The organism is Propionivibrio sp., assembly GCF_047602565.1.
Classification (GTDB): Bacteria; Pseudomonadota; Gammaproteobacteria; order Burkholderiales; family Rhodocyclaceae; genus Propionivibrio.
In genome coordinates, this window is the sequence record NZ_JASGGX010000001.1 from 2,242,073 (window position 1) to 2,256,784 (window position 14,712).

Here is a 14,712-nt window from a genome sequence, read left to right on the forward strand (position 1 = left end):
AATTTCCTATTTCGAATACTTCTGGATGGTGGAACGGATTTCCTGGATGGCGCGCTCGATTTCGTCGTCGGTCAGTTCGGTCCTGTACTTCGGGTTGCGGCCGAATTCGTCGAGGCGGGTGGTGATCGCGCCGAGCGGCATGGTCTGGGTGTGGATGGTGGAGGAATTGCCCGATCCCGGTTCGACGTAATTGTCTTCCCAGCGGACGGCGACGATGGACAGGTTGTCGGCGTTCTGCCCGCCGCGCCCGTCGGCCTGCTCCATGAGCTCCGGCACGGACTTCATCAGGTTTTCGTTCTTCAGCGCGGCGGCCAGCAGGTCGTCCGGGTAAAGCCCCCACAGGCCGTCGGTGCATAGGGCCACGACGTCGCCCGCTTCGAGCGGGGTCTTGCGCGACAGCTCGATGTCCGGGTCCTGCCGGCCGCCGAGGCAGCTGTACACCTTGTTGCGGTCCGGATGGAACGGGGCCTGCGCCGGGCTGATCATGCCCTGGTCGATCAGCAGCTGCACCCGCGAATGATCGCGCGTGCGCGTCAGCACCCGGCCGCCGCGGATCACGTACAGGCGCGAATCGCCGGCGTGCGCCCAGTAGGCGATGCTGTCCTGGATCAGGCAGGCGACGCAGGTGGTGCGCGGCGAATCCTGCAGCTTGTGGGTGTCGGCGAAGTCGAGAATGGCGCAATGCGCGTTGAGCATCGTCCGGTTGATGAAGGAGAACGGATCGTGGATATTGGGATTGGCTTCGCGCTGGAACGCTTCCGTCACGCACTGCACGGCGATCTGCGCGGCGACCTCGCCGTAGTAGTGCCCGCCCATACCGTCCGCGACCACCATCAGCAGCGCGTCGCGCGAGTAGCAGTGGGCCAGCCGGTCCTCGTTGTTCGGCCGCTTGCCGGGCCGGCTTTCCTGGTAGATGGTGAATTTCACTTCGGTTCAGCCTTTCCCTTGAACTTGCCGACCACGTGATCGAGCCAGGTCTTCTTGCCGGTAGCGGCCGCCAACGCCACCTTGGGCTGATCGACCGGTTCCGTCAGCGCCTTTTGCAGGGCGAAGGCGCTTTGCGGGCGATAGAGATGGTTGAGGCACAGGCACCAGTCGATGGTTTCCAGCAGCTGGTCCGAATACTGGCTTTCCCAGCGCACCATGGCCGGCACCAGGCGGTCCTTCTCCTCCCGGCTGTCGGCCGCCTGCGGCGCGGCAGCCGACAGGCAGGCGTACATCGAGGCGCCGACGCTGTAGATGTCGCTCCACGGACCGAGCAGTTCGCGCTGATGGTAATGCTCCGGCGAGGCGAACCCCGGCGTGTACATCGGCTTGAGCATCGGCGTATCGGTGGCGAGCGTCTGCCGCGCCGCGCCGAAGTCGATCAGCACCGGCGTATAGTCGTTGCGCATGTAGATGTTCGACGGCTTCAGATCGAGATGCAGCAGCTTGTGCGAATGCACCTCGCGCAGGCCGTTGAGCAGCTTGGTGAACACGTTGCGCATGAAATTCTCGGTGATCACCGCGCGGTTCTTCTGGATGAATTCCTGCAGCGTGCGGCCGTGCTCATATTCCATCACCATGTACACGGTGTTGTTGGCGCGAAAGAAATTCAGCACGCGGATCACGTTCGGGTGCGACAGCTTGGCCAGCGCCCGCCCTTCCTCGAAAAAGCACTTCATGCCGTAGCGGAACGCGGGCATGTGCTCCTCGGCGATGACCGGCTTGATCTCGCCCTCGGCGCGCAGGGCCAGGCTGTTCGGCAGATACTCCTTGATCGCCACGAACTGTCCTTCCCGGTTGGTCGCCAGGTAAACGATCGAGAATCCACCGAGGGAAAGCTGATGCTCTATGCGGTATTCGTCGAGCTGGTAACCGGAAGGGAGCGCGTGGTTGGCTTGTTGCACCATCAGTATCGAAGCTATCATGTGAATTCCGGCCATTTTCGGGCTTTGCCGGTGGGCTGTAAAGCCGACCGGCGTTTCGCACACAACCCTCTCGGACCCCCCATGATCTACAGCATGACCGGCTATGCCGCCAGAACGCTCGACCTCGAATGCGGTGCGCTGAGCATCGAACTGAAAAGCGTCAATTCCCGCTACCTGGACTTCCAGTTCCGCGTCTGCGAGGAACTGCGCGTCACCGAACCCGCGCTGCGCGAACTGTTCGGCGCGCGCCTGGCACGCGGCAAGCTCGAATGCCGCCTGGGCTTTTCAGCGGCGGCCGCGCGCGCCCAGCAGACCGCGCTCAACGCCGACCTGCTGCAGCGGCTGCGGACCCTGGAGGCGCAGGTGCGCAGCCAGCTGCCCGACGCCGCACCGCTGACCGTCAGCGACGTGCTGCGCTGGCCGGGCATGTTCGGCGACGAGTCGCTGGACAGCGAAAAGCTCGTCGCCGCCGCGCTGGCGCTGGCCAAGGAAGCCCTCGACGACTTCACCGCCAGCCGGGCGCGCGAAGGCGGCAAACTGGCCGCGATGATCCTCGACCGCGTCGAGCGCATGCGCGAACGGGTGCGCGACGTCGAGCCGCGCATTCCGACGGCGCAGGCCGCGTTCCAGGAAAAACTCAAGCAGCGCCTGGCCGAGGCGCTGGGTTCGGCCGACGACGAACGCATCCGCCAGGAAGTCGCGGTGTTCGCGGTGCGCATCGACGTGGCCGAGGAGCTGGCGCGCCTGTCCACGCACCTGGACGAGGTCGAACGGGTGCTCAAGGCCGGCGGCGCCTGCGGCAAACGCCTCGATTTCCTGATGCAGGAACTCAACCGCGAAGCCAACACGCTGGGCTCCAAATCCGTGGTCGCCGAGATTTCGCAGACGGCGATGGACCTCAAGCTGTTGATCGAGCAGATGCGGGAGCAGATCCAGAACCTTGAATAGTGTCTCAGGACGTATCAGGATATCGCATCAAAAAAGTAAAAGCCGCTAACCATGCGGCTTTTAGCTTATCTGGACGTTGCAGAACGAATCAGGAAAGCGCATTATTTGTGTGTACCCAAGCGTGTACCCATGGGGTTTACAGGTAGTTTTGTGGGTACACAGTGCAGATGCGGATTCCGGGTGAGGCGATGGGCAGACTGACCGACATTCAGATACGGGCCTGGATCAAGGCCGACGAGCGTTTCGAGGGGCGGGCGGATGGTGAGGGCCTGTACCTGCGCTTCCGGGAGAACGACAACGTTCCGAGCTGGCGCTATCGCTACCGCTTCGACGGCAAACAGCGGGTCATGAACCTGGGGACCTATGCCAAGGTATCCTTGGCCGAGGCCCGGAGGATCGCCAAGGAGCTGTCGGCACGGGTTTCCCTGGGCCATGACGTGGCCGGCGAGAAGCAAGAGAAGAAGCGCGAGGCCCTGGCCAGGATCGAGGAAGCCAGGAATGCCCTCACGGTCGCCCAGCTCGCCGACGAGTATTTCGAGCGCAATATCCTGGGGCGCTGGAAGCATCCCAACATCGTCCGGTCGAGGATCGAGAACGACATCAAGCCCGCCATGGGCAAGATGCGGGCCGACAGCGTGAAGCCTCGCGATGTGGATGCCATGCTGCAGACCGTGCTCAAGCGGGGCGCCCGCACCGTGGCCAATGACGTGCTGCGCTGGACCAAGCGCATCCTCGACTACGGCATCAAGCGCCAAGTGCTCGAAACCAATCCGGCGTCCGCCTTCGACCTGGGGGATGCTGGCGGCAGGGAAGAATCCCGCGATCGCTGGCTGACGGCCGAAGAGATCGGCAAGCTGTTCGCGGCCATCCGTGACAAGGCCGGGACCTTCACCATCGAGAACCATTACGCCGTCCGCCTGCTGCTCATGCTGGCGGTGCGCAAGGAAGAACTGATCGCCGCCACCTGGCCCGAGTTCGACCTGGATAACGCCGTCTGGCATCTGCCGGAGGAACGCACCAAGACCGGCACGCCGATCGACATCCCCCTACCCGCCCTGGCCGTCGATACCCTGCGGGAATTGAAGCGCCTGGCGGCGGGCAGCGCCTATGTCTTCCCGGCCCGCAAGATGCAGAACCGGATGATTCCGCACGTCGACCTGAACACGCTGAACGCCGCCCTGGGCAAGCACATCAAGCCGGTACTGGCGGCCGATGGCGTGCCGAACTTCACCATCCATGACTTCCGCCGCACGGCGCGCACACACTTGGCCGCCCTGGGCGTCGAGCCACACATCGCCGAGCGTTGCCTCAACCACAAGATCAAGGGTGTCGAGGGCATCTACAACCGCCATGACTACTTCGAGCAACGACGAATCGCGCTCAATCTGTGGGCATCCTTTCTTGAGAATCTGGAACGCGGTAGCGCCTGGAATGTGGTGCCGATGAAGCAGGCAAGAAAAGCATGATTCGCCCGCCCGTTTTCCTCCTTGTTTACCTCTTCCCTGTTTTTTTACTGGGACAACTGGGACACTGGGTGAAAAATCGTCTGTATCCGTTGCCATTACTTGGTTTGAGCTGTCCCAACAGGGGTGGGACACTGGCCCTTTTTGATGGGACACACTGGGACACTTTGGCCCCGATGCGCCGTCCTGCGACGTTCTGACAATGAGCATGGATGGCCCATTCGAGCGCGGGCGGGCAAGTGAAAGCGTGATTTTTGGCGCAAAACCGGTCCCGCCTGCCGCCACCCATAGCGGAGATTTTACCGATGCTGGGCATGTGGGAACTATACAAAATCCGATATACTCGAAGGCATGAAGCCGGTTGAATTCTGCGGGGATGCGCTGGACGCACTGCGGGCCTTTCCGATAGGTGCGCGGCGGGAAGCGGGTTACCAGATAGACAAGGTGCAGCACGGGCAGGAGCCGGACGACTGGAAGCCGATGAAAGCCATTGGCGCCGGGGGGCGGGAAATCCGTGTTTGGGATGAGTCCGGTACCTTTCGCGTGATCTACGTGGCCAAGCTGGCGGATGCCGTCTATATCCTGCATTGCTTCCGGAAGAAAACCGAGCAGACGAGCGAGCGGGATATCACCCTGGCCCGCAAGCGATACAAGGAATTGATGGAGCAACGGCGATGAGCGATAACCGATTTGCAAGCGTATGGGATGCCCTGGAGGACACCCCCCAGGAGGCCGCCAGCATGAAGGCGCGGGCGGAGTTGATGCGTGGTCTGCAAGCGTGGATCAAGCGGGAAGGGCTGACCCAATCCGCCGCGGCCGGCTTGCTGGGTGTGACTCAGCCCCGCGTGTCCGACCTGATGCGGGGGCGGATCAGTCTATTCTCCACGGATGCCCTGATCGACATGGCAGCGACGGCGGGCCTATCCCCGCAGGTGACCCTCAAGCAGCGCCGGCCAGCCGGGGGGCGGAAAATTGGTGCCGACCATGCCTTGTCCGCGTGATCCGGTGGCCGGTTTGCCGAAAGTGACGCGGGCGGCGCTGCCGCACGCACATGGCGGGTAGGTGGCGACAGGTAACGAGTTTCGCAGGGTCCAGTATGGTTGATTTTTCGTTATGGGAGCCCACGGACTTGATGACGCTTGAAGTGGCGGCGCATTTGTTTGCACAGATTCCACCTGACTTGTATGTAGCTGCAGTGGATGTATTGCCGAAAGAGCGTGTACCAGCATGCTTGTTGGCATTGCTCTCACGATATCGAGGAACAGCAAGTACCATTGGTGGGTCGCTGGAAGAGTTTCTAGCCTTCTACAGAAAAGTAACCGCGGCGACTCGCGGGCCTTTACCAGAGGCGTTTACTGGCCTCCCAGTTGAACGACTCATGAAACTTTCGAAAAGTGGCGCCGAATCGATCGACGACTACCTTCTGAAGGTCAGGGAAATAGTCGAAGATGTCGGCGGCCTGAACATTGCCGAGATCGCCATGCTCATCCTCCTTGCTCAAGGAGCTACAGAAGCGGAAATCCTTTCTCGCTTTCAAAAACAGAGGGCAAAAAAGCCGCGTAACCGCAAACCCTCCCCGTGTTCGGCTGCCGCATTTGTCAAAGCAGTGCGCAAAGAGTCAAAGAAACAAAAATGGAATACAGCATGGAGCTGGCTGGAGGTTGACAAACAGTTCGACGGCTTCGAGGTCATCAAGGTTACGGAGAAAAATATTCAATACAAGTACGACGGCAAGGACTGTAAACCGATAGCGAAGAGTACATTCATCAGGCGTTGGCAGGTGACAGAAAAAAAGTAACGGATTACCGGGTACGCGTGCATACGTCTGCACACCTACCCGGCTAAATATCCGAGGCGTGGTTTTGAATGGCAACACCCAAATGACACATCCGGGAGTTGCCAGCGATGTCTTACGAAACAATTTTTAGCTCACCACGCCGAGGGCGTTGCACGCCAGGTCATAGGACTGTCATGGGGGCGGGCATATGATCACCCCCACATTCAAACTCACCGGCCTGGACGCCATCATCAAGTCCCTTGAACGCACCGATAAGCAGGTGCGGTTCGCTGTGGCCAAATCTCTGACGCTGACGGCGAAGGCCGTGCAGTCCGATCTGACAACAGAGATGAAACGGGCGTTTGATCGCCCCACGCCCTATACGCTGCGATCGACTTTCGTCAAAAGCGCCACGCGCGACAACCTAACGGCCGTTGTCGGCATCAAGGACATGCTGCCCGCCAAGGCGGCAGCATCCCCGGCTGAGATCCTGGGGCATCAGTTCCGCGGCGGTGGGCGAATTCGCAAGAATCTTGAGAACTACCTGATCAAAGCCGGCCTGCTGGGCTCTGGCGAATTTGTTGCCCCCGGCACCGGCGCGCGGTTCGATCAGTTCGGCAACATGAGCCGCGGCCAGGTGCAGCAGATCATTTCCCAATTGCGCCTGGGAATCGATCCTCACGTCTGGACATCGAAAAGCAAGCGCAGCCAGCGAAATATCGCGAAGGCCGGGCGGATTTTCTGGTCTCGCGGCGGAGTTCGCGATGCCCATCTGCCACGCGGAGCGTGGATCGATATGGGCGGGAGTACAGGCCTGCGACCCTTGCTCATGGTGATCAATCGTCCCTCCTATCGGCGGCGTGTCGACATCGACCAGATCGCGGCCGCGTCGGTAAAGCGGAACTGGGATCGGATTTTCGAAACGGCGTTGGTCGATGCCTTCGCCACGGCGCGATAGCCGCAAAGGAGGAATCATGCTCACAAGCCTTGCCGCGGTTCGAGTGGTCTATCTGCCTGGCCGCGTCGTCACGGTCCGCGAGTTGTCGGTTGCCGAGGTGCGCGCCTGGGTCATGGAGATTGAGGCCGGAGAACCTGCCGAAGCATTCCACGCTATGCCGTTCGACGGCTTCAGCCTCGCCGACCTGGCACGCATGTCGAATGCCTCGATCCTCCAGTTGGAGGCCTATACGCCGTCCGAGCTGGAACCGCTGGTTTCCGCCGCCCGGTCACTCAACCCCGACTTTTTCAGGGCCGACGTGCCCCGCGGTGAGACATGCCGAAGCGATGAAATCGATCGTGTCTGCTGCGCTCTCGTGGCGCACGGCCATAGCGGTGTCTGGCAATACCCCTGGAAAACCTACCTCACGGCGATCAAATCCGCCACAGGCGATATTTCTCAAAGGAGAAGCTGATGCAAACCCGAACTGTCACTTGCGATACCCGCACTTTTACGGCTCACGAACTGAGCGTCGCCGACATGCATACATGGTACGCCGGACTATGCATTCCCGGCGGTCCGTGCGACGTCGTTGACGAACTCGCCCTGCCGGACATCAGTTTGGGCGACTTGGCACGAATCTACCGCTGCGAGACGAAGGAGTTCGATTCGCTGGTCTATCGGGAACTGGAAGCTCTTGCCGCCGCCGGCCGTGAGATCAATCCATGTTTCTTCCGCATGCGCGCCCTGGTCTCCGAAACCATGCAGATGCTTAGTGAGGCGCTGAGCACGGGCTTTCCGACCATCCCTGACGCGGAGGCATGATGCAAAAGCTACAGGTTGAGATCGGCGCCAATAACCGGCCCTTGAAGGAGACTCTGAGCGAATCGAAAGGACTCCTGAACAAATTCAGCCAGGACGTGGCGGCAGTGCGTTCCCTCGCGGCGGTGTCGCTGAGATCGAACGGCGGCGGGCTGGCGATGCTTGGGCTGAAAGGCTTTGCTGGCGTGGCCGGGGTTGCCGCAACGGCGGGCGCCGCGGTGCTGAAGTTTGCCAACCAGACAGCCGAGGCCACGGAACAGGCCGGGAAGATGGCCGAACAATACGGCATCGGCGCTGAGCAGTTGTCGCGCCTGGCATACGCCGCGAACATCGCGAATGTCAACGTAGGGACGCTGGGGCAGGGACTGAAAGGTCTGAGCGTCAAGATGCGCGAGGCGGCGAGCGGCAGCGAGGAGGCCAAGGCTGTATTCAAAGCCCTTGGCGTCGAATACGCCGATGCCGCCGGCAGGCTGCGTCCTGTCGAAGCCGTGTTGATGGATGTCGCCGACGCGTTCAAGCGCATGCCGGACGGCGCGGAGAAGGCGGCGCTCGCCACCAAGCTCATGGAAGAGGCCGGCATAAAGATGATCCCGGTCCTGAACCAAGGCGCCGACGCGATCAAGCGATGGGCGGATGAGGCCGCTCGGCTCGGCCTGGTGATCACCCCGGAGCAGCTCAAGGCGGCGAGGGAATACGAAGAGAACATGCGGCGAATCAGCGCCGCCGCGGAAGGGCTTAGAAGGGAAATCGGCAACGGCGTGGTTCCGGCCATGGCGAATTTCAGCACCAAGCTGTTGGAAAATCGCTCCGCCGGTCTCGGGTGGTGGGATTCCTTCCTGGCATCCTTTACCGGCTCCAGCGACCCTGCCGAGCGTGTTGCAGAACTCACGCAAAAAATGAACGAACTGCAGGCGATACAACAACGGATGGCATCGTTCGGCGTCCCCCGCAACAAGGGGGTTGACGATGAGATTGGCCGTCTACAGAAAGTGATCGATGCTTTCGGCACCAAGGCCAAGGAGCTGGCGTCTCGCCGCGAAGCCGAAGAGGCAAGCAGCGCCGGCAGGCGGGCCGATATCGAACAGAAGCTCGTCAACAAGAAAACGGCGCTGGCAAAGTTGATGACCTACATCGCGACGGGTGAAGGCGGCAAGATCGAGGCTAACGAGAAGGCAAGCGTAGAGCGTCGCATCGCGGAGCAGCAAAAGTTGGTGGATGCGGTATTGACGGCTTGGAAAAAGGCAACAGACGAGGCGGAAAAGGCGCGCACCGCGGCCAACAAGCTGAAGCAGGACGCGGCGGATGTCCGGCAGGACAGTCAGGACCAGGCGAATGCGCGGCGCAACGCCGGCTTGCCCGAGGAAGAGAAGAGCGCGAAGGCCGAAGCCGACGCGTTGAAAGCGTCCGAAGATGCCCGCTTCAATGCCAGCAATGCCCTGTTTGCCGCACTGCACGGCCGCGCCGAGAACGCGGCCAAGTATGCCGACCAAGCCCTCAGGGATGCCGAACGGGCCACGAAGCTGGCCAATCAGATCACTGATGACAAAAAAGCGGCCGATTACTTGGAGAACGCCGGGGAGTCGAAAGCCCGTGCACTGGAGGCGCAGGCCAAACTCAAACTGAATGAAGCGGATGAGGCCGACAAGCGGGCCGCTGATCTGACGCAGCAATTCGCCGATGTGAGGCAGCAGCTCGCCGACCTGCAGCAACAGGCGCGCGCGATTGAAGTCACGGTGGAGATCGCCCAGGCCAAGGCCACGATCGCCGACCTTGAGGCGGAACTGGACAAACTGCCTGACTCGAAAACGGTAACGGTCAACGTGGTGACCAACGGAGCGGTGCCCGCGGTCGCCGCCGGTACTCAGCAGGAGACCGTCCCGACCGGCCACGCCCGCGGAGGGCTGATTCAAGGCCCGGGGACGAGCCTGAGTGACAGCATTCTTGCGCGCCTGTCGAACGGCGAATACGTCATGCGGGCGGCGGCCGTCTCCCATTACGGGATGAGCTTGATGGATGCCATCAACCGCTTGCGCCTGCCGCGCTTCGCCTCCGGCGGCCCGGTCGGGTTCCCCGCCCAAAGCGTGATACGCAACTTGCAGATACCTGCAGTGCCAAGTGCGAAGAGCGTCAGTTCGTCGCCAACCCCGATTACTTTGGTTCTTGATGGCCAGAAGTTTCCGGTCCAGGCAAAACAGGACGTTGCCAGGGAACTCACCACCCTGCTTAAGCGTGAAGCCCTCAAACGGGGCGGACGCCGCTGATTCCCCCTCTCCCTGAAAGGAACAAACAATGTCTCAGACTCCTGATTCCACCTCTGCCGGGGGAGTATCGCTGGAGAAGATCCCGGCGGCCGCGCGTCGCATGGGTGTCAGCATCAGCCAGTTCTACCGTATTGCCAAGCGCGACGGCCTGCGCATCATCAAGGTGACGGATCGCGCCTCGGCTGTTCCGCAAGCGGATGTCGACGCCTGGATCAACGAGCGTATCAATCGGCATCCCGTAGCCGGAAAGGCGGTGGCGGCATGAGCAGGCAAGATGAATGTGGCCTGCGGACTGCACTGGCGGATATCGCCTCCTACGTTTACGACTGCGATATCTATGCCCTGTCGGAAGAATCACAGGCCAGTTTTAAAGCGCAGATTGCCCGCGATCACGGCGAACTGCTTGGGATGATGCTGCAGGCAGAAATGCAACTGGAAATCGCATCCGAGTTGGGCAGGGTGGCCGACGCGCTCGAAGCAATGGCCGACACTTTGCATCCGCGGGGATAGCCATGCTGGCGGGGTCGGCTTGCTGGCGCGGGATGGCCTCTGTCAAGGAGTGGTGTGATACCCACTTGACCCGCCCGCCCCACCAGCCTGATACTGCGGGTTCTCTCAAAAACGTAAGCAGTACTCCGGCATATTCGCTGCAAAGCCGGTTTTTTTGCGCCCCGCATTCCGCCCGTCGTGCGTTCGCACGTCCGGCCCGGTCATTGGGGGTGTCGGGTATCCGTAAGGACCCGGACGCGCTTACGTGCGTTGAGAGCACCCCCACCCCCTTTCGGGTGGTTCTCAATCTCGAAACGTAAGGAGGCCATCATGGCTGCTAGTTCCCCCCAAGGCGTTACCACGTCTTTTCCGTTTCTCTCCTGCAATTCCGCTCAAACCCCATTGTTCTCGGTTAATCCAGGTATCTCCAGCGAGGATGCGCTGTCGATGGCGTCGTGTTTCCTCGACGACGCCATGCGGGTGATGGAGAATGATGAAGAAATAAATCACGCGGCGCACCGCCTGGTAACGATGGCGAAGGCGGCTTTGGATTCTGTGATCAGCGGGATGGTTGAAGACACTCCTGCTGCCGAGAAAGAGGGTGCAGCATGAGCTCATCCCATATAGAGCCCCGCAAGCTGGCCACGTTCTCATTCCCCGAGGACCTGGACTTCGATCCGTCCGACTATGCCACGGGTTTCAACACGATAGCCAGCCTTGCATCGCGTTGCCTGAATTCGCGTGGAGGAACGGTTAATCACGATCTGCTGTGGAGCATCATCAAGCTCTCTGAAAACTACTATCGTGAGCTCAGTTTAGTCAGTGAGGTGCAACGATGAACGCCAAGACCACACAAAATGCCGCCGAGCTGAAGGGCGAAATAGACAAGCTGCGTAGGCGCCTGGAGCATGCCGAATTTATATTCGACACGCTTCGTTTTATTGCGCCACACGTTGACGAAGATGCTGGAAACGTACAGTTGACGTCGCATTGGGTGGCAGTAGTCAACGCCCTGGCATTTCACGGCCAGCACGTCATCCACGGGCGGGGCAAGGAAGATGCGTCCGACGAGGTGAGCGAGTAATGCCGAACGCCAGCCAGTTCAAGGCAGTCGCATCCGCCGCCCTGGCGCGTTTCGATACCGTCATGGACTGGCTGGGCCTGTCCGGCGGCAAGAACGCCGGGCGGGAATACCTGCCGCTCAATCCCAAACGCGAGGACTACGCGCCCGGCTCGCTTTCGATCAACCGCGACAAGGGTGCCTGGATGGAGGGCGCCACGGGCGACAAGGGCGGCGATCTGGTCAGCCTGGCCGCCTACATCTGGGATTGCTCGAACAACGAGGCCGCCGAGCGCCTGGGCAAGCGGTTGGGCATCGACATGCCAGACCGCCAGAAACGCGCCAGAAGCAGCGCGGGCGGGGCGGCCAACACTAAGGCTTCGCCCGCCCCGCCCAAGGCCACCGGCGCGCCAGAAAAGGCCCCGGCACGTACCGACGATGGCGAGTGCGTAATGCCGGTGCCGGCCGATGCGCCGCCCGCCCCGCCGGCGCACCCGCGGCACGGTCCGCCGGCTGCCCGCTGGGCGTATGTCGACGCCGCCGGCGCGGTGTGTTTCTACCATGATCGCTACGAACCGGCGGGCGAGCGTAAGCAGTTCGCCCCGCTTTCCCTGTGGCGCATGAAATCCGGCCGGCTGGTCTGGAAGTGGAAGGCGCCGACCGAGCCGCGCCCGCTGCTGGGGCTGGATCGCCTGGCAGCATGGCCGGATGCGGTGGTCATCGTCACCGAGGGCGAGAAAGCCCGCGATGCGGCGGCGCTGCTGCTGCCGGACGCCGTGGCTATGACCTGGGCGGGCGGCGCGCAGGCTGTCGAGAAGGCCGATTGGTCGCCGCTGGCCGGCCGCACGGTGTGGCTGTGGCCGGACGCCGACGAACCCGGCAGGAAGGCCATGGTGAAGGCCGCCAGGCGCTTATCCGAGGCCGGGGCGGACAGCGTATCGTCCGTGCAGCTCGACGCCCTGGCAAAGGCCGCAGGCGCGTCCGCGGGCGTGGCTACGCTGACGGCCGGCGAGCCGCTGGCCGAGGGCGACGACGCGGCCGATCTGGTCGCCCGCGGCTGGACGGCGGCGCACCTCGACGTGCTGATCCAGTCCGGTGAATTCGTCACCGACATCGGCGACGCATCCCCGGATTCACCGAACGGGCAGAACCAAAATGATGAAGGCACGGCAGCGGCGGTGCCGGCCACGGCAAAGCGCGGTTTCCGTCTCGATCATCGCGGCGTGTGGTTTATCGACGTGAATCGCGAGGGCGAGGCCTGCGCACCGCGCTGGATATGTGCCCCGCTCGACATCCTGGCCCGCGTGCGCGATCCGCACAATTGCGGCTGGGGGCTGCTCGTCGGCTTCGAGGACCCGGACAACCGGCCGCACAAGGAAATCATCCCGGCCCGCTCGTTCAACGGCGAGGGGCTGGAAGCCACGGCCCTGCTGCTCGATCGCGGCCTGTCCATCGCCCCCAAGGGCCGGCCGCTGCTGCTCGAATACCTGCAGACGGCCAGCCCGCACAACCGCGCCCGCGTGACCAACCGGACCGGCTGGCACGAGGCCGACGAAGGCCGGGCCTTTGTCCTGCCGGATGGCGCCTTCGGCCAGGGCGGGCAGGAATGGATCTTCGAGAGCGATTCCCCGGCCGGCAACACCTTCAAGCAGAAAGGCACGCTCGACGGTTGGAAAGCCGAGGTCGGGCGGCGCTGTGCCGGCAATTCCCGGCTGGCATTCGCCGTCTCGATGGCGTTCGCCTCGCCGCTCCTGCACCTGGCCGGCGCCGAGTCGGGCGGCTTTCACCTGCGCAGCAATTCGAGCGACGGCAAGACTACGGCGCTGCGCGTGGCTGCCAGTGTGTGCGGCGGGCCGGAATACATGCAGCGCTGGCGCTCGACGGACAACGGCCTGGAAGCCCTGGCCATGCAGCATTGCGATGCGCCCTTGCTGCTCGACGAGCTGGCCCAGCTCGATCCGAAGGCGGCCGGCGAAGTGGCCTACATGCTGGCCAACGGTTCGGGCAAGACGCGGGCGGGCAGAAACGGCGGCATGCGGGCGCGCGCCGACTGGCGCCTGCTGTTCCTGTCCGCCGGCGAGATCGGCCTGGCCACGCACATGGCCGAGGCCGGCAAGCAGGCGCGGGCCGGGCAGGAGTTGCGCCTGGCCGAGATTCCCGCCGATGCCGGCGCCGGTCTCGGGCTGTTCGAGGCGCTGCACGACAGCGGGAACGGTGCCGACTTCGCCAAAGCGCTCGATCAGGCGACGCGCAGACACTACGGCAGCGCTTGGCCGGCCTTCTTGAGGCGCCTCGTAGGAGAAGATGCCGGCGCGATCATGAACGCACTGCAGGAGGCGCAGAAGGCTTTCGATCGCCACTATCTGAGCCAGGATGCAAGCGGTCAGGCGCGCCGGGTGGCGAACCGCTTCGCCCTGGTCGGCGCGGCCGGCGAGTTGGCCACGTGCTGGGAGATCACCGGCTGGCAGCCCGGCGAAGCCATGAAGGCGGCCGGCGTCTGCTTTGCCGCCTGGCTGGCCAACCGCGGCGGCGAAGGTAATCAGGAGGAACGCGCCATGCTGGCCCGTGTGCGGGAATTCCTGCGCCGCTATGGGGAGTCGGCATTCACCGATTGGGACCGGCCCAGCATGACCGACACGCATGCGCCGGTGCGTTCCGACCGGGCGGGCTGGCGCCGGCACGATGAAGCCAAGGATGAAGTGCACTTCTTCATCAGCGTTGAAGCCTTCCGTGCACGCGTCTGTACCGGCTTCGATCCGGGGATGGTGGGCCGGCTGCTGCTCGCACGTGGTTTCGTCGAAGCGGGGACGGAAGCCGGGCGGGCGCCCTGGCAGGTGAAACAGGGTATTCCCGGCGAGGGACGGCCGCGCGTGGTGCATGTCCTGCCGGCCCTGTTCGAGACCGAGGATGCTTGACTGGGATAACCTGATCGGGCCGCTCGCCCACATTCTCGGAACGTCGCAGGACGGCGCATCGGGGCCAAAGTGTCCCAGTGTGTCCCATCAAAAAGGGCCAGTGTCCCACCCTTGTTGGGACAGCTCAAAC

17 protein-coding genes are annotated in these 14,712 nt (G+C 62.7%); 15 read left to right on the plus strand and 2 right to left on the minus strand.

Annotation, left to right across the window (positions count from 1 at the left end):
* Positions 1-6: 6 nt before the first annotated feature.
* Together QM701_RS10445 and QM701_RS10450 are read right to left on the minus strand one after the other, a co-directional pair.
* Complete coding sequence (locus QM701_RS10445) at positions 7-927, minus strand: PP2C family protein-serine/threonine phosphatase (protein ID WP_415167001.1); 921 nt, start codon at positions 925-927, stop codon at positions 7-9.
* Positions 924-1,892, minus strand: a complete 969-nt coding sequence (locus tag QM701_RS10450; protein ID WP_415169382.1) for a serine/threonine protein kinase — start codon at positions 1,890-1,892, stop codon at positions 924-926. The genes QM701_RS10445 and QM701_RS10450 overlap by 4 nt, the downstream gene beginning before the upstream one ends.
* Before the next feature lie 99 nt (positions 1,893-1,991).
* Between QM701_RS10450 and QM701_RS10455 the strand changes: the two genes are divergently transcribed.
* From QM701_RS10455 to QM701_RS10525, 15 genes are all read left to right on the plus strand, one after another.
* Entirely contained in the window at positions 1,992-2,858 is an 867-nt protein-coding gene (locus QM701_RS10455; RefSeq protein ID WP_415167002.1) for a YicC/YloC family endoribonuclease, read from the plus strand.
* 167 nt (positions 2,859-3,025) lie between these two features.
* A complete protein-coding gene (locus QM701_RS10460; protein WP_415169383.1) occupies positions 3,026-4,324 on the plus strand; it encodes a tyrosine-type recombinase/integrase in 1,299 nt (432 codons plus the stop codon).
* Positions 4,325-4,672: 348 nt separating this feature from the next.
* Positions 4,673-4,999 (plus strand): type II toxin-antitoxin system RelE/ParE family toxin, encoded by a 327-nt coding sequence (locus tag QM701_RS10465; RefSeq protein ID WP_415167003.1) that lies wholly within the window; start codon positions 4,673-4,675, stop codon positions 4,997-4,999.
* Positions 4,996-5,322, plus strand: a complete 327-nt coding sequence (locus QM701_RS10470) for a helix-turn-helix domain-containing protein (protein ID WP_415167004.1) — start codon at positions 4,996-4,998, stop codon at positions 5,320-5,322. Before QM701_RS10465 ends, QM701_RS10470 begins: the two co-directional genes overlap by 4 nt.
* A gap of 128 nt (positions 5,323-5,450) precedes the next feature.
* Entirely contained in the window at positions 5,451-6,119 is a 669-nt protein-coding gene (locus tag QM701_RS10475; RefSeq protein WP_415167005.1) for a hypothetical protein, read from the plus strand.
* 187 nt (positions 6,120-6,306) lie between these two features.
* Positions 6,307-7,056 (plus strand): hypothetical protein, encoded by a 750-nt coding sequence (locus tag QM701_RS10480; protein WP_415167006.1) that lies wholly within the window; start codon positions 6,307-6,309, stop codon positions 7,054-7,056.
* Between the two features lie 16 nt (positions 7,057-7,072).
* Entirely contained in the window at positions 7,073-7,510 is a 438-nt protein-coding gene (locus QM701_RS10485; RefSeq protein ID WP_415167007.1) for a hypothetical protein, read from the plus strand.
* On the plus strand, positions 7,510-7,860 hold the full coding sequence (locus tag QM701_RS10490; RefSeq protein WP_415167008.1) for a hypothetical protein: 351 nt from the start codon (positions 7,510-7,512) through the stop codon (positions 7,858-7,860). Before QM701_RS10485 ends, QM701_RS10490 begins: the two co-directional genes overlap by 1 nt.
* The gene (locus QM701_RS10495) at positions 7,860-10,118 is read left to right on the plus strand and encodes a phage tail tape measure protein (protein ID WP_415167009.1); all 2,259 of its coding nucleotides are present in this window, start codon (positions 7,860-7,862) and stop codon (positions 10,116-10,118) included. Before QM701_RS10490 ends, QM701_RS10495 begins: the two co-directional genes overlap by 1 nt.
* Before the next feature lie 28 nt (positions 10,119-10,146).
* A complete protein-coding gene (locus QM701_RS10500; protein WP_415167010.1) occupies positions 10,147-10,383 on the plus strand; it encodes a helix-turn-helix transcriptional regulator in 237 nt (78 codons plus the stop codon).
* Positions 10,380-10,628 (plus strand): hypothetical protein, encoded by a 249-nt coding sequence (locus QM701_RS10505; protein ID WP_415167011.1) that lies wholly within the window; start codon positions 10,380-10,382, stop codon positions 10,626-10,628. The genes QM701_RS10500 and QM701_RS10505 overlap by 4 nt, the downstream gene beginning before the upstream one ends.
* Before the next feature lie 309 nt (positions 10,629-10,937).
* Positions 10,938-11,219, plus strand: coding sequence for a DUF3077 domain-containing protein (locus tag QM701_RS10510; RefSeq protein ID WP_415167012.1), 282 nt, complete (start codon positions 10,938-10,940; stop codon positions 11,217-11,219).
* Positions 11,216-11,446, plus strand: coding sequence for a hypothetical protein (locus QM701_RS10515; RefSeq protein WP_415167013.1), 231 nt, complete (start codon positions 11,216-11,218; stop codon positions 11,444-11,446). The genes QM701_RS10510 and QM701_RS10515 overlap by 4 nt, the downstream gene beginning before the upstream one ends.
* Positions 11,443-11,691, plus strand: a complete 249-nt coding sequence (locus QM701_RS10520; RefSeq protein WP_415167014.1) for a hypothetical protein — start codon at positions 11,443-11,445, stop codon at positions 11,689-11,691. The genes QM701_RS10515 and QM701_RS10520 overlap by 4 nt, the downstream gene beginning before the upstream one ends.
* Positions 11,691-14,582 (plus strand): DUF927 domain-containing protein, encoded by a 2,892-nt coding sequence (locus tag QM701_RS10525; RefSeq protein WP_415167015.1) that lies wholly within the window; start codon positions 11,691-11,693, stop codon positions 14,580-14,582. Before QM701_RS10520 ends, QM701_RS10525 begins: the two co-directional genes overlap by 1 nt.
* Positions 14,583-14,712 lie beyond the last annotated feature (130 nt).